Annotated in this window: 26 protein-coding genes; 8 read left to right on the top strand and 18 right to left on the bottom strand. The window is 66.6% G+C overall.

The window, feature by feature from the left end:
- From CXY80_RS03720 to CXY80_RS03700, 5 genes are all read right to left on the bottom strand, one after another.
- On the bottom strand, positions 1-853 hold an 853-nt coding region (locus CXY80_RS03720; RefSeq protein WP_146070666.1), incomplete at its 3' end, for a biotin/lipoyl-binding protein.
- A complete protein-coding gene (locus CXY80_RS03715) occupies positions 846-1,712 on the bottom strand; it encodes a DUF5666 domain-containing protein (RefSeq protein ID WP_104131651.1) in 867 nt (288 codons plus the stop codon). The genes CXY80_RS03720 and CXY80_RS03715, both read right to left, overlap by 8 nt.
- Positions 1,713-1,746: 34 nt before the next feature.
- On the bottom strand, positions 1,747-2,979 hold the full coding sequence (locus tag CXY80_RS03710) for an ABC transporter permease (RefSeq protein ID WP_104131650.1): 1,233 nt from the start codon (positions 2,977-2,979) through the stop codon (positions 1,747-1,749).
- The gene (locus CXY80_RS03705) at positions 2,976-3,695 is read right to left on the bottom strand and encodes an ABC transporter ATP-binding protein (protein ID WP_092448415.1); all 720 of its coding nucleotides are present in this window, start codon (positions 3,693-3,695) and stop codon (positions 2,976-2,978) included. Before CXY80_RS03705 ends, CXY80_RS03710 begins: the two co-directional genes overlap by 4 nt.
- Positions 3,688-4,902 carry an efflux RND transporter periplasmic adaptor subunit gene (locus tag CXY80_RS03700; RefSeq protein WP_104131649.1) on the bottom strand — a complete coding sequence of 405 codons (1,215 nt, stop codon included), beginning with the start codon at positions 4,900-4,902 and terminating at the stop codon, positions 3,688-3,690. Before CXY80_RS03700 ends, CXY80_RS03705 begins: the two co-directional genes overlap by 8 nt.
- A 181-nt stretch (positions 4,903-5,083) precedes the next feature.
- Between CXY80_RS03700 and CXY80_RS03695 the strand changes: the two genes are divergently transcribed.
- The gene (locus tag CXY80_RS03695) at positions 5,084-5,572 is read left to right on the top strand and encodes a YajQ family cyclic di-GMP-binding protein (RefSeq protein ID WP_092448417.1); all 489 of its coding nucleotides are present in this window, start codon (positions 5,084-5,086) and stop codon (positions 5,570-5,572) included.
- A gap of 141 nt (positions 5,573-5,713) precedes the next feature.
- On the opposite strand, the gene CXY80_RS03690 is transcribed toward CXY80_RS03695, so the two are convergent.
- The 3 genes from CXY80_RS03690 to ubiE are packed head-to-tail and all read right to left on the bottom strand — an operon-like array spanning position 5,714 to position 8,938.
- Entirely contained in the window at positions 5,714-7,096 is a 1,383-nt protein-coding gene (locus tag CXY80_RS03690; protein ID WP_092448418.1) for an FAD-dependent oxidoreductase, read from the bottom strand.
- Positions 7,097-7,143: 47 nt separating this feature from the next.
- On the bottom strand, positions 7,144-8,214 hold the full coding sequence (locus CXY80_RS03685) for a polyprenyl synthetase family protein (protein ID WP_233194921.1): 1,071 nt from the start codon (positions 8,212-8,214) through the stop codon (positions 7,144-7,146).
- A 22-nt stretch (positions 8,215-8,236) separates the two neighbouring features.
- A complete protein-coding gene (gene ubiE, locus CXY80_RS03680; protein ID WP_104131648.1) occupies positions 8,237-8,938 on the bottom strand; it encodes a bifunctional demethylmenaquinone methyltransferase/2-methoxy-6-polyprenyl-1,4-benzoquinol methylase UbiE in 702 nt (233 codons plus the stop codon).
- 94 nt (positions 8,939-9,032) lie between these two features.
- Here ubiE and CXY80_RS03675 point away from each other — a divergent pair, with 94 nt between their 5' ends.
- Positions 9,033-10,265, top strand: a complete 1,233-nt coding sequence (locus CXY80_RS03675) for an isochorismate synthase MenF (protein ID WP_233194919.1) — start codon at positions 9,033-9,035, stop codon at positions 10,263-10,265.
- 32 nt (positions 10,266-10,297) lie between these two features.
- On the opposite strand, the gene menD is transcribed toward CXY80_RS03675, so the two are convergent.
- Positions 10,298-12,001, bottom strand: a complete 1,704-nt coding sequence (gene menD / locus CXY80_RS03670) for a 2-succinyl-5-enolpyruvyl-6-hydroxy-3-cyclohexene-1-carboxylic-acid synthase (RefSeq protein WP_104131647.1) — start codon at positions 11,999-12,001, stop codon at positions 10,298-10,300.
- Complete coding sequence (locus CXY80_RS03665; protein ID WP_104131646.1) at positions 11,994-12,452, bottom strand: PLD nuclease N-terminal domain-containing protein; 459 nt, start codon at positions 12,450-12,452, stop codon at positions 11,994-11,996. The genes menD and CXY80_RS03665 overlap by 8 nt, the downstream gene beginning before the upstream one ends.
- Before the next feature lie 72 nt (positions 12,453-12,524).
- Between CXY80_RS03665 and CXY80_RS03660 the strand changes: the two genes are divergently transcribed.
- On the top strand, positions 12,525-12,824 hold the full coding sequence (locus CXY80_RS03660; RefSeq protein ID WP_092448422.1) for a DUF4229 domain-containing protein: 300 nt from the start codon (positions 12,525-12,527) through the stop codon (positions 12,822-12,824).
- Here CXY80_RS03660 and CXY80_RS03655 read toward each other — a convergent pair.
- The 3 genes from CXY80_RS03655 to CXY80_RS03645 are packed head-to-tail and all read right to left on the bottom strand — an operon-like array spanning position 12,798 to position 15,941.
- On the bottom strand, positions 12,798-13,829 hold the full coding sequence (locus CXY80_RS03655) for a 1,4-dihydroxy-2-naphthoate polyprenyltransferase (protein WP_369828613.1): 1,032 nt from the start codon (positions 13,827-13,829) through the stop codon (positions 12,798-12,800). The genes CXY80_RS03660 and CXY80_RS03655 overlap by 27 nt on opposite strands.
- Positions 13,784-15,028, bottom strand: coding sequence for an AMP-binding protein (locus CXY80_RS03650; RefSeq protein ID WP_233194917.1), 1,245 nt, complete (start codon positions 15,026-15,028; stop codon positions 13,784-13,786). Before CXY80_RS03650 ends, CXY80_RS03655 begins: the two co-directional genes overlap by 46 nt.
- A gap of 1 nt (position 15,029) precedes the next feature.
- Positions 15,030-15,941, bottom strand: coding sequence for a 1,4-dihydroxy-2-naphthoyl-CoA synthase (locus tag CXY80_RS03645; RefSeq protein ID WP_104131645.1), 912 nt, complete (start codon positions 15,939-15,941; stop codon positions 15,030-15,032).
- Between the two features lie 217 nt (positions 15,942-16,158).
- Between CXY80_RS03645 and CXY80_RS03640 the strand changes: the two genes are divergently transcribed.
- Genes CXY80_RS03640 through CXY80_RS03625 form a run of 4 tightly spaced genes read left to right on the top strand, consistent with a single transcriptional unit; the run spans position 16,159 to position 18,835 of the window.
- The gene (locus CXY80_RS03640; RefSeq protein ID WP_092448424.1) at positions 16,159-17,166 is read left to right on the top strand and encodes an RNA polymerase sigma factor RpoD/SigA; all 1,008 of its coding nucleotides are present in this window, start codon (positions 16,159-16,161) and stop codon (positions 17,164-17,166) included.
- Between the two features lie 42 nt (positions 17,167-17,208).
- On the top strand, positions 17,209-17,541 hold the full coding sequence (locus CXY80_RS03635) for an ATP-dependent DNA ligase (protein WP_104131644.1): 333 nt from the start codon (positions 17,209-17,211) through the stop codon (positions 17,539-17,541).
- Positions 17,538-17,795 carry a hypothetical protein gene (locus CXY80_RS03630; RefSeq protein WP_104131643.1) on the top strand — a complete coding sequence of 86 codons (258 nt, stop codon included), beginning with the start codon at positions 17,538-17,540 and terminating at the stop codon, positions 17,793-17,795. The genes CXY80_RS03635 and CXY80_RS03630 overlap by 4 nt, the downstream gene beginning before the upstream one ends.
- 35 nt (positions 17,796-17,830) lie before the next feature.
- A complete protein-coding gene (locus tag CXY80_RS03625; protein ID WP_233194915.1) occupies positions 17,831-18,835 on the top strand; it encodes an o-succinylbenzoate synthase in 1,005 nt (334 codons plus the stop codon).
- An 84-nt stretch (positions 18,836-18,919) separates the two neighbouring features.
- On the opposite strand, the gene ccsB is transcribed toward CXY80_RS03625, so the two are convergent.
- The 5 genes from ccsB to CXY80_RS03600 form a co-directional block, all read right to left on the bottom strand.
- Entirely contained in the window at positions 18,920-19,936 is a 1,017-nt protein-coding gene (gene ccsB, locus CXY80_RS03620; RefSeq protein WP_104131653.1) for a c-type cytochrome biogenesis protein CcsB, read from the bottom strand.
- A 69-nt stretch (positions 19,937-20,005) separates the two neighbouring features.
- The gene (locus CXY80_RS03615; protein ID WP_104131642.1) at positions 20,006-21,676 is read right to left on the bottom strand and encodes a cytochrome c biogenesis protein ResB; all 1,671 of its coding nucleotides are present in this window, start codon (positions 21,674-21,676) and stop codon (positions 20,006-20,008) included.
- A complete protein-coding gene (locus CXY80_RS03610) occupies positions 21,660-22,421 on the bottom strand; it encodes a cytochrome c biogenesis CcdA family protein (protein ID WP_092448428.1) in 762 nt (253 codons plus the stop codon). The genes CXY80_RS03615 and CXY80_RS03610 overlap by 17 nt, the downstream gene beginning before the upstream one ends.
- Complete coding sequence (locus CXY80_RS03605) at positions 22,418-23,053, bottom strand: TlpA disulfide reductase family protein (protein ID WP_092448429.1); 636 nt, start codon at positions 23,051-23,053, stop codon at positions 22,418-22,420. Before CXY80_RS03605 ends, CXY80_RS03610 begins: the two co-directional genes overlap by 4 nt.
- The gene (locus CXY80_RS03600) at positions 23,050-23,694 is read right to left on the bottom strand and encodes a histidine phosphatase family protein (RefSeq protein ID WP_104131641.1); all 645 of its coding nucleotides are present in this window, start codon (positions 23,692-23,694) and stop codon (positions 23,050-23,052) included. Before CXY80_RS03600 ends, CXY80_RS03605 begins: the two co-directional genes overlap by 4 nt.
- Before the next feature lie 167 nt (positions 23,695-23,861).
- Between CXY80_RS03600 and aspS the strand changes: the two genes are divergently transcribed.
- A complete protein-coding gene (gene aspS, locus CXY80_RS03595) occupies positions 23,862-25,190 on the top strand; it encodes an aspartate--tRNA(Asn) ligase (RefSeq protein ID WP_104131640.1) in 1,329 nt (442 codons plus the stop codon).
- The last annotated feature ends 1 nt before the right edge of the window (position 25,191 follow it).

Below are 25,191 nucleotides of genomic sequence, written 5' to 3'. Positions count from 1 at the left end.
CGGTCGTGTCGGCGGTCGTGTCGGCGGTCGTGTCGGCGGTCGTGTCCGTCGTCGTATCCACCGTTGTGTCAGCATTCGTATCCGCGGTCGCTTCCGCGGTCTCATCCGCCGCAGCCTCGTCGAACGCGGCCTCTAGGAAGGGCAGGCAAACGTCGGTCGTCCACGCGATGGCGGCGTCGGTCGCGGCGAGCGCGGTCACGGCCACGTCGTACTGGGCAAGCAGGGCGGCTTGCGCGGCGCCGACCGCCGTGACGGCTTCCGCCATAGCGGCCGAGACCTCGCCGGTCGAAGCAGAGGTCGAAGCAGAGGAGGCCCCCGAGGTAGCGCCGGCACCCGACGCAGCAGACGTCGTCGAGGTGGCCACAGCATCCGTTGTCACTGTGCTCGTCGTGCTCGTCGCCGTCTGCGAGTCGAGGTCACTCTCGAGAGTGAGCTGGGCGCTCGCGATATTCGCCTCTGCCTCGGCGATCGCGTCGTTCAGGCTAGCAACGTCGAGGGTGGCGAGGGTCTGCCCGGCGGTCACCGTATCGCGCAGGCTCACGGCCACGCTGCTCACCGTGCCGGCGACCGAAAACGATGCGTCGCTGCGGCTGGCTGAGGCCAGGGTCCCGACCAGGTCGAGCGATTCGCTGACCGAACCGAGCGCGGCTGCGACCGTTCGGTAGTCGCCGCCCTCGGCACGGGTCAGGGCGTAAGCGACGCCGCCGCCGGAGGCGACGAGCACGGCCGTGACCGTTCCCACAGCGAGCAAGCGCCGGTGCTTCTGCCGGGCTGCCCGCAGCTTCTTCGCGGATGGCTGGTGCTGTACAGCGGATGCCGCCGCGCTCGTGTTGGTCGCGGTGCGCTTACTCATTTGCGTCGCCACCCATTCGGCCACCGGGGCCGGCCATGGCGCTCACGCAGCCGTCGTCGCCGGTCACCGAGAGTGCGACAGCACTAGCTGCAAAGCTTCCGGTGTCGTCGGCCTCGCCCTGGGCGCTCGCGCACAGTCCGACCGCAAGCGCCGACGCATCAGAAGCGGATGTCTTGGTGTAGCTGGTCGAGTCGTCGACCGTCACCGTTTCGCTCGCCACCACACCGTCAACGTCGGTCGAAGCGACCGTGATGGCGGTTGCGGTGACCGCGGTGACGAGGCCGGTCGTGCGGGTACCGAAGCCGCCGGCATCCGCTGGCAGATCGGTCGGGATACCAGTCGGGGCGGTCCCGTCGGCACCCATCGGCATATCCTCGGGCAGATCGGTTGGCATATCGGTCGGCATATCGGTCGGTGGCGTGCCACCGGGCATGCCACCGCCACCCAGTTCGCCCAGGCCCGACGCGCATGCGCCGTCGACCGCGTCGGTGACGGCGACGCTCGTCGGGACGGTTGCGGCATCCGTGCCGTCGGCCGCTGCCGCACTCGACAGATTCACGCACTGGCCAACGCTGACGTCGGCCAGTGTCGCGGCGAGCGTCGAGGTGAAGGTCGTGGCGTCGGAATAGGTCACCGCGGTCTGGGAATCACTGTCCTGCAGCTGAAAGGTTTGCCCGGTCAGAGCCGCGATCTCGCCGGTAAGGCCGGGCGCGACCCTGGCTTGCTGTTCCGTTGACGTGTCCGTCGTGCTGGCCGCGGCCGCCGTGCCGTCGGTGCCGGCGCAGCCCGAGAGCAGCAGCACGCCGCCGAGGGCGAGCGCCCCGCCCGCGAATGCCGCCCGGCGCTTGAGTTTCATCATGTCAGTGGTCTCATTTCGTTCGAAAGCATGGAAGTTATTCACTGCGCAGGGCGTCAATGGGAGCGAGGCGGGCGGCCCGAGCTGCGGGGTAGACGCCGAAGCTCAGGCCGATCACGATGGCGACGCCGATGGAGAGCCCGACCGCGGCCGGCGAGACGACGATCGAGCTGCCGATCACACCCGGCAACAGCAGGGCCGCGGTGACCCCGAGTATCGCGCCGAGCAGTCCGCCGCTGAGGCCGAGAATGGCCGCCTCGATCAGAAACTGCCGGCGGATGGCGCCCGGCGGCGCCCCGAGGGCCTTGCGGAGGCCGATCTCGCGGGTGCGCTCCGAGACCGAGACGAGCATAATGTTCATGACGCCGATGCCGCCGACCAGCAAGGACAGCGCCGCGACGCCGGTGAGCAGAATCGTGAGCGTCTCGTAAACGGCCATTGCGGTGCTCACCAGGGCGTCCGGGCTGCTGATGGTGAAGTCGGCGGCCGTGCTGTCGGTGATCGAGTGCAGGTTCAGCAACAGGGTTTCGGCCTCCTGATACGCGGCGGAAAGCTGAGTGTCGCTGGCGGCCTGCAGGTAGATGGTCGACACGGCGGAACTTTCGGTGCCGCCGACCAGCGCGCTCGCCGCGGTCGAGAACGGCACGATGGCCATATCGTCGAGGTTGCCCGAGGAATCCGACCCGGCGGAGTCGAGCACCCCGATCACCTGGAACGTTTTGTCGCTGATCACCACGGACTGGCCGACCACCCGCTGGGTGCCGAATAGTTCGTCGGCGGTCTCAGGGCCGAGCACCACGACCGCGGCCGAGGTTTCCTCGTCGTCGTCACTGATGAACGCGCCCATGCTGAGAGTGCGGGCGCGCACGTCCAGCCACGAGGTGGTCGTGCCGGTAACGGATGTCGTCCAGTTCGTATCATTCGCTTCGAGCGACAGCGACAGGGTCTTTTCGGCGGCGACCGCGGAAATATCGGGAGCGTTAACGCTCGACGTAAGCGCCTGCGCATCCGCTATGGTCAGCGTCGAAGTCGAGCCGAAGCCGCCGCGCAGGCCGGCGGTGTCGGTGCTGCTGCCGGGGGCGATGATCAGCAGGTTGCTGCCGAGCGAACTGATCTGCGCGCTGACGTCTTTCTGGGTGCCGAGGCCGAGGCCGACGGTGAGGATGACGGCGGCGATTCCGATCAGAATTCCGAGCACCGTAAGGATCGACCGCAGTGCGTGCGAGTAGACAGCGCTCCAGCTGGTGCGGAAGGATTCGAGCCAGCTCATGCGGCAACCTCCTCGGTCAGTTCGTCCCGGAGAATTTCGCCGTCGCGCACCCAGACAATGCGGGCGGCCCGGCGGGCGACCTCGAGCTCGTGCGTGATGAGCACGATGGTGCGGCCGCGGGCGTGCAGTTCGTCGAATAGGGCGAGCACGTCCTGGGTCGACACCGAGTCGAGGTTTCCGGTCGGTTCATCGGCCAGAATCATGGTCGGCTCACCGACCAGGGCGCGGGCCACGGCCACGCGCTGCTGCTGTCCGCCGGAGAGCTCGCCCGGCCGGTTCTCGAACCGGTCACCGAGACCGACCCGGTCGAGCGCCTGCTCGGCGCGGGCTTTGCGCTCGTGCCGCGGCACTCCCCCATAGATCAGCGGCAATTCCACGTTGCGCCAGGCCGTCAGCGACGACAGCAGATTAAAGCCCTGAAACACGAACCCGATCTGGCGGTTGCGAATCTCGGCGAGTTCGACCTCGTCGAGATCGTTCACGTCGGTGCCGCCGAGGCGGTATTCGCCGCGGCTGAGGGTGTCGAGGCAGCCGAGAATGTTCATGATCGTGGACTTTCCCGACCCCGATGGCCCCATGATGGCGACGTATTCGCCCTCATGAATGGCGAGGTCGATGCCCGTGAGCGCTTCGAATTCGATGCTGCCGGAGCGGTAGGTCTTGCCGGCGTTACGCAATTCGATGACCGGGGTATCCGATTTCGACTGCTCACCCATTGTCGGGACCTCCGGGCATCTGACCGGCCGGAAAGTCGCCGGGGGGCATCATGCCGGTGCGGTCGGTGCCGGTGTTGCCGCTGCCGCTGCCGGGGGTGAAGGATGCCATGACGACCTCGTCGCCCTCGGCGAGTCCCTCGGTGATCTCGGTGAGGTCGCCGATCGTGGCCCCGACGGTGACCGGCGTCGAGACCTCGTTACCGTCGGCGTCCAGTACGGTCACAACGGATGCCCCATCCACGCTGGTCACAGCGGCGCTGGCCACAGTCAGCACGTCGGTGCGGCGTTCGTACACGATGTCCGCGGTCACCGCGACGCCGTCATAGAGGCCCTCAGTGGATCCGGTGACCACGACGACGACCGGGTAGGCGGCCACACCGGTGCTCGTTGCGGGCAGCAGGCCGACCTCGGAGACGGTGCCGAAAAACTCAGTGCCGTCATCGAGCGCCAATTCGACCTGGTTATCGGCCGCGATGAGGGCGGCATCCGTTTCACCGACGGTGAAGTCGACGGTCCAGGAGTCGGTGCCGACGATGGTGAAGGCGGCGCTGCTGGCGGTGGTCGTCGCGCCGGCGCCGGTTTCCGCCGTTCCGGCCGCTGCGCCGCCGCCCGCTGCGCCGTCGGTCGTGCTTCCGCCCGAGACGGCCTCGCCGACGGCGACGTTGACCACGGTGATGAGTCCGGCGACCGGCGCGGTGAGTGTGACGGCAGCTTGCGCGGCCAGGGCCTCATCGACACCGTTCTGTGCCGTGGTCACGCTGGCCTCGTTGGCGGCGATCTGGGCCAGGTCGGCCGTGCTTGTGTCACTCGCATCCTCGCTGTCGGCCAGTTTCGCTGCAGCGGAGGCGAGGGTGGCGCGGGCCGCGAGCAGCTCGGCGTCGACGGTGAGGGTGTCGACGGTAGCGAGCACGTCGCCCGCCGAGACCACCGTTCCGGCGGCCACGTTCACCCCGGTGACGTTTCCGGATGCCGCGAAGGACACCTCCTCCTGCACGGTCGGGGTGAGGGTGCCGCTCACCGTGACGCTCTGTTGCATGGTCTCGAGACTCGCGGCAACGGTCTGGGTGGCCGGGGTGGCCTCGGCGCTGGTCGGCTGGGCGGCAATGAACCACCAGGCCCCGCCGCCGATCAGGGCGAGCACGATGACGCCGCCGCTGAGCACCCACCACCAGGCTTTCATTTGACGGATGCGTGTGCGCAGCTTCATTGTTCTCCTCAGATATTCACCTTCGGCACGTTGTTCCCTGTGCCGCTACAACGAACCTAAGGACGCTGTCTATGCCCGAGGCATCCGTGGCCTATCAAACGCCTATCAGTAACGCGAGAGCGCGTTTGGAGTGCCTAATCGCGCACTTCGTGCGCTCTCGCGGGTCAGATACCATGGGGGAATGGCAGATTCAACGTTCGACATCGTCAGCAAGGTCGACCCGATGGAGGTCGACAACGCCCTCAACCAGGCGCACAAGGAAGTCGCGCAGCGCTACGACTTCAAGAACGTGGGGGCCTCGATCGCGATGAGCGGCGAGAAGGTGCTCATGAAGGCGAACACCGAGGAGCGCGTCAAGGCGATCCTCGAGGTGTTCGAGTCCAAGCTGATCAAGCGCGGCATCTCCCTGCGCAGCCTCGATGCCGGCGAGCCGTTCGCCTCCGGCAAGGAGTACCGCATCGAGACGTCGATGAAGGCCGGGATCGACCAGGAGAACGCGAAGAAGATCAGCAAGATCATTCGCGATGAGGGGCCCAAGGGCGTCAAGAGTCAGATTCAGGGCGACGAACTGCGGGTCAGCTCGAAGAGCCGCGACGACCTGCAAGCGGTCATGGCCCTACTCAAGGGCAAGGACCTCGACGTGGCCCTGCAGTTCACGAACTTCCGCTAGCCGCGCGCCCACACCTCCCGCACCTCCCGCACCTCCCGCACCATTTTGGTCGCCGGGCCCACCTTATGGAACCGGGCCCATGATGGATCATGGGCCCGGTTTCCGGGCCCGGGCCCGGTCAGAAGAGAGGGGCGGCGCGGGCTACTCCGCGCGGGAGACCGCGACCATTTCGTCGCGATCGACGACCTTAATGCGGATGCGGCCGGCCGCCTCACCGAGCGCGAGCTCGTGCTGGTCCAGGTTGTGCCAGCCGTCAAGTCCGGTGTAGCGCACGCCGCGATCGGAGAGCAGCGCCACGATGCTCTCCTCCGACGGCGACTCGGGCCGCCACCAGTTCCCGAGGTCATTGATCAGGTGCTTGATGGTTTCCATCGCGTCGCTTTTGGTATGGCCGATCAGGCCGACGGGCCCGCGCTTGATCCAGCCGGTCGCGTAGACGCCGTACATCTGCTGGTTGAACAGCCCGCCGGTCCCGGCCGAGGGGTCACGCCGCAGCACCTGACCCTCGCGGTTGGGAATCACACCGCGCTTCTTGTCGAACGGCACGTCGGCCAGCTCCGACCCGAAGTAGCCGACCGCCCGGTACACGGCCTGAACCGGGATCTCGCGAATCTCACCGGTGCCGACGACGCCGCCGGCGGCATCCGTTATGGTGCGTTCCCAGCGAAACGCAGCCACCCGGCCGGTGCCGTCATCGACGACCTCGACCGGCTTGGCGAAGAAGTGCAGGTGCAGGCGGCGGCTGGCCGTGCCGGTCTCGCGGGCGCGCCACGCGTTCAGCGTCTTGTCGATCACGAAAACCTGCTTGTTGCTCGCGACGGCATCCTTGGCGGCTTCGTCGTAGTCGAAGTCCTCGTCGTAGACGATCATGTCGACGTCGTTCAACTCGCCGATCTCGCGCAGCTCAAGCGGCGTGAATTTAACGGATGTCGGCCCGCGGCGCCCAAACACGTGCACGTCGGTCACCGGTGACGCCGCGAGCCCGTCGTACACATTTCCGGGAATCTCGGTCGGAAGCAGGTCCTCGGCGTGCTTGATCAGCATGCGGGACACGTCGAGGGCCACGTTGCCGTTGCCGATCACGGCGATCTCGCGCGCCTCGAGCGGCCAGGTGCGCGGCACATCGGGGTGACCGTCGAACCAGCTGACGAAGTCGGCTGCGCCGTAGGAACCGTCGAGCGAGGCGCCGGGAATGTTGAGGTCGGCGTCCTGCACGGCCCCGGTCGCGAAGATGACCGCGTTGTAGTGCTTCTTGAGGTCGTCGAGGGTGATATCGACACCGAACCGCACGTTGCCAAACACGCGAATATCGCCGCTGTCGAGCACCCCGCGCAGGGCGGTGATGATGCCCTTGATGCGCGGGTGGTCGGGCGCGACGCCGTAGCGCACCAGCCCATACGGCGCGGGAAGGTGGTCGAACAGGTCGATCGAGACCTCAAAGTTGCGCTCAGCCTTGAGCAGAATATCGGCGGCGTAGATGCCGGCCGGGCCTGCGCCGACGATAGCCAGTCTCAATTTGGTCACGGAAGTTTCCTTACTGCGCGAGCAGTCGGGGCAAGCCCCAACACGCTCTAGCTGGAGCGCTCGACGATGGTCTCGGCGAATCGGGTGAGAGCTTTCTTAACCGAGCCCTTCGGCAGCGGGGCGAGGGCAGCTACCGCGTCGCGGGCCCAGCCGTGCGCCTCGGCGAGGGTTTCGGCGGTGACGGCGTGCTCGCGCAGCGCGGTGATGGCCGCATCGGCAGCCTCACCCTGTTCAGCGCCGGCCGACATGACGTCGCGTTCGAGTCGCTGCAGCAGATCAGCGGATGCCCCATCGCTCACGGCGCGTTCCCGCAACCGAAGCAGCGGCAACGTCACCACTCCCGCCCGGAGGTCCGTTCCCGGCACCTTGCCGGTCTCCTGCGGCTGCGGCGACAGGTCGAGCACATCGTCGATGAGCTGAAAGGCCACGCCGATCTTCTCGCCGAAGTCGACGACGGGCTGCTCGAACTCGGCCGGAGCGTTGGAAAACACCACCCCGCCCTGCGCGGCTGCCGCGATGAGCGAGCCGGTTTTGCCGGCGAGCACCTGAATGTAATGCTCGACCGGGTCGTCGCCGGCGCGCGGGCCGACCGTCTCCTGAAACTGGCCCATCACGAGGCGCTCGAAGGTGGTCGCCTGCAGCTTGATGGCGCGCTCACCGAGCCGGGCCATCAGCTGACTGGCACGGGCAAACAACAGGTCCCCGGTGAGGATAGCGATGGAGTTGCCCCACACCGTTTGGGCGCTCGGTACGCCGCGACGTTTGTCGGCATCGTCCATTACGTCGTCGTGGTAGAGCGAGGCGAGGTGAGTCAGTTCGATGGCCGTCGAAGCGGTGACCACGTCGGGCACAATGCCCTCGCCCAGGTGCGCGGTGAGCAGCGCAAGCATGGGACGCACCCGTTTGCCGCCCGCGTTGAGCAGGTAGCGGCTGGTGACCGTGGCGATCTCGTTGGCGTAGACCAGTTCGGCGAGCAGGGCGTCTTCGACCTGTTCAATGCCGGAATCGATGTTCGCGGCCAGGCCACGATCGGCGGAAGTCGAGAAGATACGATCGCCGAGGCCCGCCTGGCTAGTCACCGACGCGCTGCGTCGGATCACGGGGGCTCTGGATTTCACGTAAGTCAGCCTATCGAGTTGATCAGGATTTGGTTCCACGGTGCAGCGCCACGATGCCGAGCGTGAGATTGCGGTAGGCGACGCTGGAGTAGCCGGCCGAGCGCAGCCATCCGCTTAATACCGGCTGGGTCGGCCAGGCCGCGATGGACTCCCCCAGGTAGTCGTAGGCCTCGGCGTTCGACGAGGCGAGCCGCACGACCCGCGGCATCACGTGGTTGAGGTAGGCGAAATAGCTCTGGCGCACGAGCGTGAGCGGCGGGGTCGAGAACTCGCAGATGACGACGCGACCGCCGGGCTTGGTCACCCGGTAGAACTCGGCGAGCGCCTTCTTCGGTTCGACCACGTTTCGCAGCCCGAAGGAGATGGTGACGGCGTCGAATTCGTTGTCTTTGAAGGGAAGCGCCGTGGCGTCGGCCTGCACGAATTCGATGTTCGGGTTGTGCGCGTGACGGGTCTTGCCGACCTCGATCATGCCGGCCGAGAAGTCGGCGGCGACGACGTGGGCGCCACTGTGGGCGAGGGCTGCGCTGGACGTTCCGGTGCCGGCGGCGATGTCCAGAATGCGCTCCCCCGCCTGCGGGTTGACGGCCTTGGTGGTGGCGAGGCGCCAGAGCGACGCGTTGCCGACCGACAGCAACGCATTTGTGCGGTCATAGTGGGCGGCCACCTCGTCGAACATGGCAGCCACCTGCGCGGGCCGTTTGTTCAGGTCTGCTCTATTCACCCCATCATTCTAGGTCGCGCGGGCGGGGCGAAACTGCATGGTTGCCGGGGTACGCGTTCGTATAGGAGCAGCGGCGCGGGCGTAGGCTACAGAAGTGAATGTGCAGGCCTTGACGGTCGAAACCTCCCCGATAGCCGATATCCGCCAACTGATCCTGCTGCTCGATGGCCGCACGCCCCTGCTCTGGATGCGTCGCAACCAGGGTTTGGCCGGCATCGGCTGCGCGCTGCGGCTCGAATTCTCCGGCCCGACCCGCATGACGGATGCTGCGGCGGCGTGGAAACAAGTCGTCGCGCTGGCCACCGTGACCGACCCGCTGGCCCGCACCGGCACCGGGCTGCTGGCATTCGGTGCGTTCGCCTTCGACGAGTCCTCCGCGCAGACCAGCGTGCTGATCGTGCCCGAGATCATCGTCGGCCGCGAAGACGGCCAGTGCTGGGTGACGCGCATTCACGTGACCGGCCAGAGCGCCGGCGCGAACCCGCTCGCGCTGCATCCGCTCGGCGACGAGTATCGCATCGCGCTGCTCCCGGGAGCGTTACCCCCCGCAGACTTTCGCACCGCGGTCAGCTCCGGCATCGAACGCATTCGCGCGCAACAGGTCAACAAGGTCGTGCTCGCCCGCGACCTGGTCGGGCGAGTGCCGGCCGAGTCCGACCTGCGTCGCGCCATCAGCAAGCTCGCGCTCGGCTACCCGGACTGCTGGACCTACGCCGTCGACGGCCTCATCGGGTCGAGCCCGGAAACCCTCATTCGCGCCGACCACGGCTCGGTCAATGCCCGGGTGCTGGCCGGCACGATCTCGCGGGGAGCGGATGCCGAAGACGACCGCGAGGCGGCCCTGACCCTGGCGACCTCGTCGAAGGACGGCGACGAGCACGAGTTCGCCGTGCAGAGCGTGCTCAAGTCGCTGCGCCCGCACACCTCGGTGCTCGCGACCAGTGAGATTCCGTTCACGGTGAAGCTGCCGAACCTGTGGCATCTCGCGACCGACCTCGAGGGCACGCTGAGCGACGGGTCGACCTCGCTCGACCTGATCGCTGCGTTGCATCCGACGGCCGCGGTCGCCGGAACGCCGACTCTCGAAGCCCTGAACCTCATTCGCGAGCTCGAACCGTTCGACCGCGGCCGCTACGCCGGGCCGGTCGGCTGGGTCGGCGCCGACGGCGACGGTGAATGGGCGATCGCCCTGCGCTGCGCCCAAGTCGCCCCCGAGGGCGGCATTACCGCCTACGCCGGCTGCGGCATCGTGCTGGACTCCGACCCCGACCGCGAGCTTGCCGAGACGAAGATGAAGTTTCGACCGATCGTCGAGGCCTTCGGCTAGCTCGCGGCAGCCGAGCCCCGCGCGACACAGACTCAGCGAACGAGCGGAACCTTGAGGATGGCCGGACCGGTCGGGGCACCGGTGAGGGCGCGCTCCAGGTCGGCCCGCGTGGCTGCGACCTCGTACTCCCAGCCATAGGCAGCAGCGAGGGCTTGAAGGTCGACGCTGCGCGGCGTGTACAGCACCCGTTCCATCGCCTCGACCGGGGCCGTTGCCGCGACCTCGAGGCCGTCGAAGATGCTGCCGCCGCCGTCGACTCCGACAATGACCTGCAGCCGCGGCCGCGGTTCGCCGGGAGCGAGCAACAGCGAGCCAACGTCGTGCAGAAACGTCAGGTCGCCCATTAGCACCCGTGTCACTCCGACCGAACGCGGTTCCGGTTCGGCCTGGCTGGCCAGCGCCACTCCGAGCGCCGTCGCAATGGTGCCGTCGATTCCGGCCAGCCCGCGGTTCGCCAGCACGGTGATCTTCTTGCCGGGAACGCGCTTGTCCGCCTCCCGAATGAGCCGGGAGGCACCGAGTACGAGCCGGTCGTGCGGCCACGACGCCCGCCACACCGCGTCGACGAGCAGCGCCCGGGTCAGCGGTGCCCGCAGCACGGCCAGCTCGGCGCGGGTGATGCCGCGTTTGTCGATCGGGGCCCGGCCCTCATCGGCCGCCGCCTCGGCGAGGGCCCGGCTGGTCATCACCCAGCGCCCCAGCCACGCCCGACCGGCCGGGGTGCGCGCGGCCGCAGCGCACGAAGCATCCGGTCCAATCGAGCGGGTGAAGGCGCGCGCGGAGCGGCCGGGATTACACCACTCGATTCCGGTCGGGGCGACCACAATTGTCTCCACACCGGGGCGTTCAATGAGGGCGGGAATTTCTCGACTGAGCGTGGGGTGGCCGAACACGATCACGCGCTCGACCTCGCCGCCCAGATCCACGGCGCCAAGCAGCTCGCGATAGTGCACAATCAGGTTCGGGCCGAACCGAGCCCCGCTGGACACTTCGGCCAGCAGCGGCCAGCCCCCGGCGTGGGCGAGTTCTTCGGCCTCCGGACCGGCGCCATCGCCGGCAACGACAACCGTGCGTGGTCCAGGGGCGAGCAGCATGGTCGGGCCGTCGGTCGAGACGGCAGGTGCAACGGGGGCAGCCGGAGTCACCCTCGGCAATCCAGCAGGAAGCGCGGCCGACAACGGCTCCCGAAACGCCAGATTCAGTTGCACCGGGCCGGGTGCGGCGGTGCCTTCGCCGGTGGCGGCATCCGTCGCTTGGCGGGCCAACGCTTGGGCAATGCCGGTCTCGTCGGGTTCGCCGACCGGCGCCGGAACGTCAAGGCACAGTCGGGTGGCGACGCCGAAGATGCCGGGCTGCACGGTGGTTTGGTTTGAACGGATGCCGCGCAGCTCGGCCGGACGATCGGCCGTCAGCAGGATCATCGGCACCCCGGCGTGGTGCGCTTCGAGCACGGCCGGGTGCAAATTGGCCACGGCCGTGCCCGACGTCACGACGACAAGGGCGGGCCGACCGGTCTCGAGCGCAAGGCCGAGCGCGAGAAAGCCGGCGCTGCGTTCATCGGTGCGCACATGCAAGTGGATACCGCCGGCCCGTTCCAGCTCGGCCGCGGCCAGCGCGAGCGCCTGCGAACGCGCACCGGGACAGAGCACGAGGTCGCGCAGCCCGAGACGTATAAATTCGTTTAGAAGGGAGAAACTAAAATCGGTCGCCGGGCTACCGTTGAACGGCTCAGGCATCCCGACGGCCAGGCTGCTCGCCTTCGCCCGGTTCCTTCTTCTTCTTCTTCTTCGGGTCTACGCCGGTACCATTGCCCGGTGTCGGATCGTTCTTGTCGAGATCGGCGAGGTCCTGCTCCATCCGACGGATGCGCTCCTGCTGGTCTTTCTCGTTGAATGGCCGGTTTTCGCCGGTTGCTGTGGCAACGCCGCCGCCGTTCAGGCCGCGCAGAAAATCGAGGTCGTCATCGGGAGCGACCGATCGGTACGACCGGGTGGTGGGCGTGGAGCGTCCGTGGCCGACCAGCAGCCAGAGCAGCGGGCCGATCAGCGGTACCAGAACGATGACGAAAATCCACACCCAGCGCGGCAAACCTCGAATGCGTTTGCGGTCGAAGACGGCGCAGTCTACGAGGGTGTAGACCGTGAGAATGACCAGGGCCAGTCCTAGTCCTATCAAGAGCTTGGGCATGTCTTGATTCTATGGCGCTTGGCCGTGAGAGACATGTGCGGATGCTCAGGCGCGGCGTTCTAAACTTGGCTCATGAAATTCGTGGCCCCCTGGCTGTACTACTCCGTGATGCGCGTGCTGATGTTTGCCGTACCGCTGGCGATCCTGCTCTCCCTCGGTTTCTGGCCCTGGGCTGCGGCCGTCATCGCTGCCATGCTCGGCCTGTGCCTGTCCTACCTGTTTCTCGGCAAGTCCCGCGAGAGCGTGGCGCGTGACCTGTACCAGGCGCGGCACCCCGGCAAGGAGCCGGTAAACCCGGATTCTGAGGTCGAGGACCAGGCGCTGAATGCCGAAGAAACCACCAACTCAGAACGCGAAAGCAAGTCCCAGTAGCAGCCCGTAGGCCAGCGCCGCGAGGCTGGTCAGCTTCAGCGCAAGGAGGAGTTCCCTGGCCGACGTCGCGGTGACCGTAATGAGGCAGGCCGGCAGCGCCAGCAGCAGCACGAAGAACGTGAAGATCCCGAGCGGATAAACCAGGCTGAACAGTCCGGCGATCACGAACGGCAGCAGCAGGAAGACGCAGAAGACGACCCGGGAAGCCGTGCGGCCGATGCGCACCGCGAGGGTGCGCTTGCCGGCGGCCTTGTCGGGCACGATGTCCCGCAGGTTGTTGACCATGAGCACGGCACAGGCGATCAGTCCCATCGCCACACCGCCGAGCACGCTCTCGGTCGTGAAGTCGCCGACCTGCACGTAGGTGGTGCCGGCGGTGGCGACGAGCCCGAAGAAGACGAACACGAAGAGTTCGCCGAGGCCGAGGTAGCCGTAGGGCTTCCTGCCACCGGTGTAGAACCAGGCCGCCAACAGGGCGACGACGCCGACGAGCAGCAGCCACCAGTACTGGGTCAGAATGACGAGGGTCAGACCGGCCACGGCGGCGAGGCCGAAGAAGACCAGGGCGACGCGCAGCACGGTACGGGGGTTGGCAACGCCGCCGCCGGTCAGTCGGGCCGGGCCGACCCGAAAAGCGTCGGTGCCGCGAATGCCGTCGGAATAGTCGTTGGCGTAGTTGACGCCGATCTGCAGCAGCAGGGCCACCGCGAGGGCGAGCAGCGCGCGCACCGGGTGGTAGACGCCGGGGCCGGCCGCGACGATGGCGGCTCCGGTGCCGAGCAGCACAGGAGCGATGGCGAGCGGCAGGGTGCGCAGGCGCGCACCGGCGATCCAGTCTACGGCCGTGGCTGGCGTGACCGCGGCGGGCCCCTTGCGCGGTACGTTTTTGAAGGCTGGATGGCCTGACTTGCCGTTGGTCTTACCACCGGAAGCGGCACCCGCCAGCGTCGCCGCAGGGTTCAGTCTTTGTTGTTTGGGCCTGACCGGCCGAGCTCCTTGTGCCACGCCACCATGCTACTTGTTGGCCCAGGACTGGCCAACACAGAACTGGCCAACACAGTACCGGCCAACACAATACTGGCCAACGCCACCCGGTCGGGCTTACCCGAGGCCAGCAGCGGGATCCGCTCCACTCGCACGACGCGCGCGGGCCTGGCGGCACGCCCCAGCAGCGTCACAACGGATGCCCCCACGACAGCCAGATCCGCCGCCGCGCCTTCCGGCCCGGCCACCACCAGAACCGGCACCTGGCCCCATTGGGCATCATCGCCACCGAGCACAATCGCCGTCTCGAAGCCCACACAGGACCGCACGATCCGTTCGACGGCATCGAGGGACACCTTCTCGCCGCCGGAGATGATCACGTTGTCGGCCCGGCCGAGCACCGTGACGCGACCGCTCAGGGGATCGACCTCGCCGAGGTCGCCGGTGCGGTACCAGCGCACCCCCTGCTCCACGATGAACCGGTCAGCGGTGCGCGCGGCATCGTCGAGGTACCCCTCGGCGAGCACCGCGCCCGACAGCTCGAGCTGCCCGTCGACGAGACGCACAAGGGTGTCCCCGATCGGAACCCCGTCGTAGACGCACCCACCGGCCGTCTCCGACGATCCATAGGTGCGCACGACCCGCACCTCCAGTTCGGCCGCCCGCGCGATGAGCTCGGGTCGGATGGCCTGCCCGCCGACCAAAATCGCGGTGAAGCGCCGCAGCACGGCCAGCAGGGCCGGGTCCTCCGATGCGTCGAGCAGCCGGGCCAACTGCACCGGAACCAGCGCGGTGTAGCGCAGCGGCTCGGTCATGGTCTCGGCCAGACGAAGAAAATTCTGCGGATCGAAGTGGCCAGGCGGTAGCACGATCGGGGTGGTCTCGGCGGCGATCGAGCGCACCAGCACCTGCACCCCAGCGATGTAGTGCACCGGAAGGGCCAGCAGCCACTGCCCCGGTCCACCGAGGGCGACCGCCGACGCCGCGGCACCGGCCAGCAGCGCATTGGTGGCGAGCATGGCCCGTTTCGGCGCCCCCGTCGACCCGGAGGTCTCGATCACCACGGCGACCCGCTTCGGCACGTCGCCGAGGACCGGCATTCCCGCAGCCCGATCGGTCGACAGCGGCAGCACGGCCGGCCCGCTGCCGGCGAGCGCGTTTCGCAGCACGGCCAAAAAGTCGAGCGGATGCTCCGGCGCGACCGCGAGCAGCGGCCTCACGTCAGTACTGCCACGGGTACGGCGACCAGTCCGGTTCACGCTTCTCCAGGAAGGAGTCCCGGCCCTCGACGGCTTCATCGGTGCCATAAGCGAGGCGGGTGGCCTCGCCGGCGAACACCTGCTGGCCGACCAGCCCGTCGTCGACGGCGTTGAAGGCGAACTTGAGCATGCGAATCGCGGTGGGCGACTTGGTCAGAATCTCTCGAGCCCAGTCCAGTGCCACGGTTTCGAGTTCGGTGTGCGGCACGACGGCGTTGATCGCGCCCATCTCGAGCGCACGCTGGGCCGAGTATTCGCGAGCCAGAAAGAACACCTCGCGGGCGGCTTTCTGGCCGACCTGGCGGGCGAAGTAGGCGCTGCCGTAACCGGCGTCGAAGGAGCCGACATCGGCATCCGTTTGCTTGAATTTGCCGTGTTCGGCGCTGGCGATACTGAGGTCGCAGACCACGTGCAGGGAGTGCCCGCCGCCAGCCGCCCAGCCGGGTATGACCGCGATGACGACCTTGGGCATGAAGCGGATGAGACGCTGCACTTCCAGAATATGCAGGCGTCCGGCGCGTCCGCGGTCGATGCCCGCTGCCGTCTCGCCCTCGGAGTATTTGTAGCCGTCCCGGCCGCGGATGCGCTGATCGCCACCGGAGCAGAAGGCCCAGCCGCCGTCCTTGGCACTCGGGCCATTGCCGGTGAGCAGAACGACGCCGATTTTCGAGTTCAGCCGGGCGTCTTCCAAAGCGCTGAACAACTCGTCGACCGTGCGGGGGCGAAAGGCGTTGCGCACCTCGGGCCGGTCAAAGGCGATGCGGGCGATTCGGCCGCTCAGATCCTGGTGGTAGGTCAGATCGGTGAGGTCTTCAAAGCCGGCAACGGCCTTCCATCGGCTCGCATCGAAGATTTCGGATACCTGTTCGCTCATGCTGTCAGCCTACGGGGGCGGACGCGCAGCTTGCGGCTTCACCAACTCGTAATACCCACGGTTGTAAAGACGAAATAACCTCAGGTAATCTTTACCAAACAATATGTCAAGCCCTTGATCGCCACCCCTCTTCGGGGGTGTACTAAAGACTTGGAATACACGGGGAGGTGGCCATGAATATCACAGACAGCAGCAGCCAGTGCGGGGGCAAGCGCTCATGACGACGACTGTTGAGAGAAACACCAACGCCGCTTCGCTGCCGCGCCCGGCAGCGAATGCCGCGCCGCGCCGCGCCGCGGCATCGGCCAGCTACAGCGCCGCATCAACGGATGCCTTCGGCGATTACCTGCGCCGCATCGGCAAGGGGACTCTGCTCAACGCCGAGCAGGAGGTTGATCTGGCGCGCCGCATCGAGGTGGGTCTGTTCGCTGAGGCTCGACTGCTGCGGGACGGCGATGCCATCCCGCGCGATTCGGTGGAGCATCGGGACCTGGCCTGGCTCGGGCAAGACGGGCGCCGCGCCAAGAACCAGTTCATCGAGGCCAACCTGCGCTTGGTCGTCAGCATCGCCAAACACTATTCCGGTCGCGGGGTGCCCATCATGGACCTCGTTCAGGACGGCAATATGGGTCTGGTGCGTGCGGTCGAAAAGTATGACTTCATGACCGGCTACAAGTTCTCCACCTACGCCACCTGGTGGATCCGCCAGGCCATCCACCGCGGCATGGCCGACAAATCGCGCATGATCCGCATCCCGGTGCACACGGCCGAGAAGCTGAATAAGATCAAGCGGATCCGTCGTGATCTCACGAGCGTGCTCGACCGCGACCCGACAGCACGCGAGATCGGTGAGGCCGCGCAGCTTCCAGTGCGCGATGTGCTGCGGCTGCTGCAGTACGACAACGAACCGATCTCCCTGCACACCCCGGTCGGTGATGGCGCCGGCGATATGGCTGAACTCATCATCGACGACGACTTGCCCCAGCCCGACGAGCACGCCACCCTGACCCTGCGTGCCGCGGACATCCGCTTCTTTCTGGAAACACTGCCGCCCCGAGAACGCTCCATTCTGCGGGCCCGGTTCGGCCTCGACGGCAACGAGCCCCGTACCCTCGACCAGATCGCCCACATCGAGGGCGTCACCCGGGAACGCGTGCGGCAAATCGAGAAACGCGCCCTGGCTCTTCTGCACGTGCCCCGGCTGGAGCACTACCTGCGCGACTAGCGGGGTCAGGATCAACCGAATGCACGCGAGCTGGAGCGAGACATGGGAAAGCTGACCTACGACTCGATCCTCACCGCGGACTTCGACGATCGAGTTCTGGCGCATATCCAGGTGGTCGTCGGAGCCAAGCTTCGGCGCAGCGAATCGTTCTATTTCACCTGGCGCGATGACCCGCAGGCGGGCAACGGGCGGAGCACCATCTGGCTGCACCCCGGCATCCCAATCGCATACAAATATTTCGGCAGCCGCTCCCCCACCCTGAACCGCGAGTGGATCGAGGCGCTCATGGCCACGGCCAACTCCTCCGGCGGCCTGCAAATCGTTCCAAAACCTCGCTCCCCGTTCGCGCCACTGAGCTCGAAGGACGAACCATGAACCGCATCGACATCGTCTATGGCGGCAAGCCCTATTCCCTCGGCGGCCGTTCGGTCGAGTCGATCCAGGTGGAGATCGACGGCGCCATCGCTGCCGGGCTGCCGTACTGGTTGCGGGTAAACAGCGGGGAGGGCCGGTTCGAAGACGCCTATCTGCTCATCGCCCCCGGAATCGCGGTCGCCCTGGTCAATGTCAAGCCGAACGGCATCGACCACGATCAGGAGGGCGATGACCTCTATCAGGATTCGCTCTGACCAACTACCCAGCCGGAGGCTGCCAGACTGGATCCATGATGACCTCACTGGATGCCACGGTCCCCCCCTTGGAAGAGCTTCTCGGTTCCGCGCACGTCGTCTCCCTGAAACTGTTCGACCGGTTTCGAGGCCTGGACAGCCGGGAAGCGCTGCTGTTCGAGGGGCCGCAGGGCTGGACGGAGTTTTCTCCCTTCGTCGAATACGACGACGCTGAGGCAGTCAACTGGCTGCGGGCCGCGATTGATTTCGGCTGGCAGGACTCGCCGCACCCGCTGCGCACGAGCATTCCGGTCAACGCCACCGTGCCCGCCGTCTCCGCCGACAAGGTCGCCGAAGTGCTCGCCCGTTTTCCCGGCTGCCGCACAGCCAAGGTGAAGGTGGCCAGCCCCGATCAGACTCTGGCCGACGATGTCGCCCGGGTCGCCGAGGTGCGCCGCGTGCTCGGCCCGGAGGGACGCATCCGGATCGATGCGAACGGACTGTGGAACGTGGATGAGGCTGAGCATGCCATTCACGCCCTGAGCGCCTTTGATCTCGAATACGTCGAGCAGCCCTGCCTGACCGTGCCGGAACTGGCTGAGATTCGCCAGCGCACGACATACCTGAGCGTGCCGATCGCCGCCGACGAGAGCGTGCGCAAGAGCAGCGACCCACTCGCCGTGGCGAGGGCCGGCGCCGCCGACATCCTGGTGATCAAGGCGCAGCCACTCGGCGGCATTCGCGCCGCCCTGTCGATCATCGGCCAGACCGGCCTTCCGGTCGTCGTCTCCAGCGCCCTCGACACCTCGGTCGGGCTGTCCATGGGCGCCCACCTGGCCGCATCCGTTCCCGGCTTGTACTTCGACTGCGGGCTGGGCACGGCCTCGCTGCTGGCCGAGGACGTCACGACCCACCCTCTGCTCCCGGTCGACGGCGCGATTCCGGTGCGCCGGGTCGCCCCCGACCCTGCTCTGCTTACGCAGCACGCGGCCAGTCCGGAGCGCCGTGACTGGTGGCTGGCGCGCCTCGCGCACACCCACGCGCTCCTCGCCGCCGGATAGCGCGCAACCGAATGGCGAAAGCGGGTGAAAGGTTGATTCAGACGGGCTGAAGCAACCGTTTACCCGCTTTCGAATGACTGCGGGCTACAGGCCGGAGTAGGCGTGCAGGCCCTTGAAGAACACGTTGACGATGCCGAAGTTGAACATGACGGCGCTGAAGCCGATGATCGACAGCCAGGCCGAGCGTGATCCGCGCCAGCCGCGGGTCGCACGGGCGTGGATGTAGCCGGCGTAGATGACCCAGATGATGAAAGTCCAGACCTCTTTGGTGTCCCAGCCCCAGTAGCGGCCCCAGGCCTGTTCGGCCCAGATCGAGCCGGCCATCAGGGTGAAGGTCCACAAAATGAAGCCGACGATATTGATGCGGTAGGACAGATTCTCCAGCGTCACTGACGACGGCAGCGTGGCCAGAAAACGCAGGCGCAGAGCGGATGCGATCGCCCCGCGCGGCGCGGCAGCTCCCTCGAGCACGTGGTTCTCCCGCCGCGACTGCAACAGCTGAACGGTCGACAGGGCGAAACCGAGCGCGAACATTCCGGTGCCGAGGGACGCCACGAAAACGTGGATCACCAGCCAGGCCGACTGCAGCGCCGGCGGCAGCGGGGCGACCTCGACGTAGAACTGCAGGGCGGCAATTCCGAGCAGCACGAGCACGAGGCCGGTGACGAAGGTTCCCAGAAAACGCAGGTCCGAGCGCACCAGCACGAGCAGAAACACCGTCATGATGAGCAGGGTTCCGGTCATGGCGAATTCGTACATGTTCGCCCACGGCACCCGGTCGGCGGCGAAACCGCGCATAACGGTTGCCACGAGGTGGAGTGCCCAGGCGAGCACGGTGAGCGAGACGCCCACTCGTAGGCTCGACGAGCGACCGTAGGGCATGGCCGCATCGTTGTCCATCCGCGCGCTGAGGCGGGACAGCACCGGCCGTTTCAGGGCCGGTCGCTCAAGGGTGCGGGTACCGCCAGCGGATGCTGCGGCGCCGGCCGAAGCAGCGGCATCCGTTTCCACCAGGTCGGTCGCCTCGATCACGCCGACCGCGCTCGAGCGGCGGGCGAGGTCGATCGCGAAGGCGATGAAAGCGAGGGCGTAGACGCCCATCGCCGAATACAGCGCGTAGAGCGAGTACGAGTTGAGCAGTGCGGGGTCAGTCAGATTCACGATCTAAGCCTAAGTCGTTTCGGGGGTGGCGACGATGGGTTGGTGGGACTTGAGCAGTTTCAGATGTCGGTCGGCCAGGGCCGTGACGGCGCTGCCGAGGGCTGGGTCGTCACCACGGGCGAGGCCGGCATATTCGAGGTGAACCGTTCCATCGGCACGCGTGGTCGCCTTCACCCAGACTCGGCGACGCGGCACGAGCAGTCCGGTGAACAGGCCGAACAGCACGAGTGCGGAGAAGGAGATCAGCCAGATCTGGGTCGGATCGTGGTGAATGTCGAAGCTGGCAAAGCGCGGAACCGACTGCTTGAGATCGCCGGCAGCCGAGGCTGCCGGGTCGTTGTCGATGAAGCTGACCGTGCCGAGGTCATTCGGCAGCTCGGTGGACTCGCCCGGCTTGAGTTCGATCGAGTCGACACCGGTGGTGCCGCCGTTCTGCTGGGTCAGATCGTCGGTGACGAGGGCATAAACGGATGTCGGTACGCCGTCATCGAGACCGAGGTCGCCGGTGTACACGTTCAGGGTGAGCAACGGATACTCGAGGTCGGGGTAGCTGGAGAAGTTCGCCCCGGACTCGGCCTTGTCCTGGGTGGGATAGAAGAAACCGATCATGCCGAGCTGTTCGGCCAGACCGTCTGGCACCTTGACGATGCCGAGCGAGGTGAGGTTGGCGTCCTGCGGCAGAAACGGTACCGAATCGGAGAACACCACGGTGCCGTCGGGGGCCGTGACCTGAATGGTCGGTGCGTAGCCGTTGCCGAGCAGGTAGATGCTCGTGCCATTCGTGCGCAGCGGCCCATTGACCTTAACCACGCTGGGCTCCGCTTCTGCGCCCTTGGGAGTAACGGTCACGTCGGCGGTGAAGTCGATCGGCTGGCCGTAGGCCTGCAGGTTGAGCTGCTCGTAGGCCACCGCGAAGTCGTCGAGGCTCAGGGTGTAGGGGTCGAGGGTTCCGTCGTCGAAGAAACGTCCAGGGTTGAAGGAGTCGTACGCGAGCAGCGTGTTCACGAAAGTCTGGCCTTCGACCAGCACGCGCTGGCCGCTGAAGCCGTAGCCGCCGCCGAATCCGACGGTGACCAGAACGCCTACCAGGGCGCCGTGAAAGATCAGGTTCCCGGTCTCGCGCAGGTAGCCGCGTTCGGCCGAGACCGATGACTCCCCCTCAGCCTCGAACCGAGCGACGCGGTAGCCGCTGGATTTCAGAAGGGTGCGGGCGTGGGTGATGGCGGCGGAGGCATCCGTTTCAGCCGGCGCGTCATGCTCGATGAAACCCGACAGGCGGGAGAGCCGGGCCGGAGTGGTCGGCGGCTTCGCGCGCAGGGCCAGAAAATGGTGTTTGGTGCGCGGAATGACGCAGCCGATGAGCGAGATGAACAGCAGCAGGTAGATCGCCGAGAACCAGGCCGAGGTGTACACGTCGAAGGCTTGCAGCTGGTCGAGGACCGGTGCCAGGTCGGGGTTGTCGGCAAAGTACTGGGTGACGCCGTTCGGGTCTGAGCTGCGCTGCGGCACTAGCGATCCGGGAATGGCGGCGATGGCGAGCATCAGCAGCAGAAACAGGGCGGTGCGCATACTCGTGAGCTGACGCCAGAACCAGCGCAGCCAGCCGGTCAGGCCGAGCTTGGGCTGCACGACCCCCGGTGTCTGCGGGCGGGAATCGTAGTGGTCAGATGGCCGGGACAAAGCTGCCAATCACCCCTTGCAGGTCGAGGAGCCAGGCATTCCAGATGCCGGTCACCATGAGGACTCCGATAACGACGAGCAAAACGCCGCCGAACAGGTTGATGGCACGTATATGCCGTTTCAGGAATGCGACCGATCCGGTGGCCCAGTTGAGGCCGAGGGCGATCAACAGGAACGGAATACCGAGGCCGAGGGAATAGAACAACGCGAGCAGACCGCCCTGCCAGGGTGAGCCGGTGCCAAGGCTGAGGGAGTTGATGGCGGTGAGGGTCGGGCCGGTGCACGGCGTCCAGCCGACCGCGAACACCGCGCCGAGCAGGGGCGCTCCGGCCAGGCCCATCTTGGGGCGCCAACTGGTTTTGATGGTGCGCTGCATCGCACCGAACTGGCCGACGAAGACCAGGCCGAGCAGAATGACCACGACGCCGGCGATCCGGGTGATCAGGTCGCGGTAGGAGTTGAGCCAGAATCCGGCCGCGCCGAAAACGACGCCGGTGAGCACGAACACCACGGTGAAGCCGAGCACGAACAGGCCGACCCCGGCCAGCAGCCGGTTGCGGCCGCGCCGATCCCGTTTGGAGGTTCCGGTGCGCCCGTCGGTGAAGCCGCCGATGTAGGCGAGGTAGCCGGGTACGAGCGGCAAAATGCACGGGGAGGCGAACGACACCAGCCCGGCCAGGAGCGCGATGGGAATAGCGAAGAGCAGCTGCCCGCTGAAGACGATCTCTCCGAAGGGATTGTTCACTCGCCGGTGCCGCTATCAATGATCGCGCCAGTCTCCGCGATCGTGTCGCGAATCAGGGTTTCCAGAATGGAGGGCGAGGTGACCTGGCCGAGAATGCGGGCGGCAACCCGGCCTTCGGCGTCGAGCACGAGTGTGGTGGGCACCGCGTTCGGCGGGATGCTGCCGCTGAAGGCGAGCTGCATGGCGCCGGTGTCGACGTCGAGCACCGAGGGGTACGTCACGCTGTAGGTCTCGTTGAACGCGATCGCGTTTGGCGCCTGGTCCCGCACGTTGACTCCGAGAAAACTCGCGCCCTCATTTTCGAATTGCGCGTTGATGCTTTGCAGATCGGATGCCTCGGCCCGGCACGGCGCGCAGCTCGCGTACCAGAAATTGACGACCAGAACCTCGCCAAGCTTGTCGGCGCTGGTGACTGTTTCACCGGTCTCGGTCACGCCGGAGAACTCGATGGCCTCGCCGCGGCTTTCGAGGGGGATCTCGGTGACGCTGCCGTCGCCGGCGATGAAGCCCTTGCTCGAGCCCTCGCGGTACTGCTCGGCGAGCGGGTCAGAGGAGCAGCCGGCGAGCAACAATGCGGCTGCGGCGAGACCGGCCAACAGCGGGGCGACCCGGCGACTCTTCACGCGGCTCATACGGCACCCACGTCGTTGCTCGGATCGAGAAGTTCTGCGGCCGGGCTGGCATAACCGGTTTCAGCGAAGTGGTCGCCGCGCCATGACAGCGTCGTGATGCTCGACAGATCGCACCGCCGGTTGCGCGGGTCGTGGGCGAGTCGTTCATGGGCGAGGGAGCGGTGCACCATCCAGATCGGCAGCTGGTGGCTGACCAGCACAACATCGCCCTCGTCGACCGAGTTCCAGGCGTCATCGATCGCCGCGAGCATCCGCTTCGAGACAGCCCGAAACGGTTCGCCCCAGCTCGGCCGGAGCGGGTTGACCAAAGCCGGCCAGTTGCGGGGGTCGCGCAGCGCGCCGTCTGAACCGCGCATCCGCTTGCCTTCGAATGCGTTGGTCGGTTCGATAATGCGTTCCTCGCTGTCGACCGGCAGCCCAAAGGCGGCGGCGATCGGTGCGGCCGATTCCTGCGCTCGCTGCAGCGGCGAAGCGATCACGCGCACAACCGGGCGGCCGCGCTCGACCAGTTCGGCGGCGGCGGTGGCGGCCATGAGCACACCCTGCTCGGACAACCGGTAGTTCGGCAGCCGTCCGTAGAGCACGCGTTCGGGGTTAAAGACCTCACCGTGACGCACGAGATGCACTTGACTGGCTACCACCCGACCAGTCTACGGAGGCCCCAGCCTTGAAACCGCCGTGAGAGCGCTCAGACGTCAACGATGCTGATGCTCCGGGCGAGGTCATCCACGATCGGCAGCAACTTCAATACTTCTACACCGGGCTCCCCTCGGCGGGGACCTTGGGCGGCTCCGGCTAAGCTCGAACAGTGACTTCGCGCGTATTAATCAAGAACCTGTCCGCTCTCGACGACGGCCCCGTATCGGTGTCCGGTTGGGTCGATACCGTTCGAGACCAGAAAAAAGTGCAATTCGTCGTGCTGCGCGACGAATCCGGCGCCGTGCAGCTGGTCAATCCCCGCACAACGGATGCCGATGGCCAGGTCGTCGCCGACGAGCCGGCGACCAGTATCTCGGGTCTCGCCCAGGGCACCTTCGTGACGGTGACCGGTGCGCTCAAGCACGACGAGCGGGTCAAGCTCGGCGGCATCGAAATCAAGCTGGCCACCCTCACCGTCGTGTCCGCCGCCATCCCCGAGACGCCGATCGCGGCCGACTCGAGCCTCGACAAGCGCATGGACTGGCGCTTCCTCGACCTGCGCAACCCGAAGCAGAACCTCATCTTCCGCATTCAGACCACGTTCGAGCACGCGCTGCGCACGTACTGGATCGAGCACGACTTCATCGAGCTGCACACCCCCAAACTCATGGCCAGCGCGAGCGAGAGTCGCGCCGAACTGTTCGAGGTGGGCTACTTCGAGACGAAGGCGTACCTCGCGCAGAGCCCGCAGTTCTTCAAGCAGATGGCGCAGTCGGCCGGCTTCGGCAAGATCTTCGAGGTCGGCCCGGCATTCCGCGCCGACCCCTCGTTCACGAGCCGCCACGCCACCGAGTTCACCAGTGTTGACTCCGAGATCAGCTGGATCAACAGCCACGACGACGTCATGCAGCTGCACGAAGACCTCATGGTCGCCGGCTTCACCGCCGTCAAGGCCCGGCACGGCGACGAGGTCAAGGCCCTGTTCGACGTCGAGGTGACCGTTCCGAGCACGCCGTTCCCGCGCATCCCGCTGGCCGAGGCCAAGGAGATCGTGAAGAGCCGTGGCTACGAGGTTCCCCGCGACGACGACGACATGGACCCGGAGGGCGAGCGCCAGATCGCCGCCTACGTGGCCGAGAAGTACGGACACGAATTCGTGTTCCTCACCGACTACGCCTCGAGCATTCGCCCGTTTTATCACATGCGTCACGAGGGCGACGCGTCGATTACCAAGAGCTACGACCTCATCTTCAACGGCACCGAGATCTCGACCGGAGCCCAGCGCGAGCACCGCATCGAGGTACTCGAAGCGCAGGCGATCGAGAAGGGCCTCGACCCGAAGGAGATTGAGGGCTACCTGGACTTCTTCCGCTACGGCGTGCCCTCGCACGGAGGGTTCGGCATGGGCCTCGCGCGCGTACTGATGCTCATGCTGCACCAGGCGTCGATTCGCGAGGTCACCTACCTGTTCCGCGGCCCGACCCGCCTCGAGCCGTAAG

The organism is Cryobacterium sp. M91 (genome assembly GCF_002929615.1).
In the GTDB taxonomy this organism is placed as follows: Bacteria; Actinomycetota; Actinomycetes; order Actinomycetales; family Microbacteriaceae; genus Cryobacterium; species Cryobacterium levicorallinum.
This window is presented reverse-complemented; position numbering and strand designations above follow the sequence as displayed.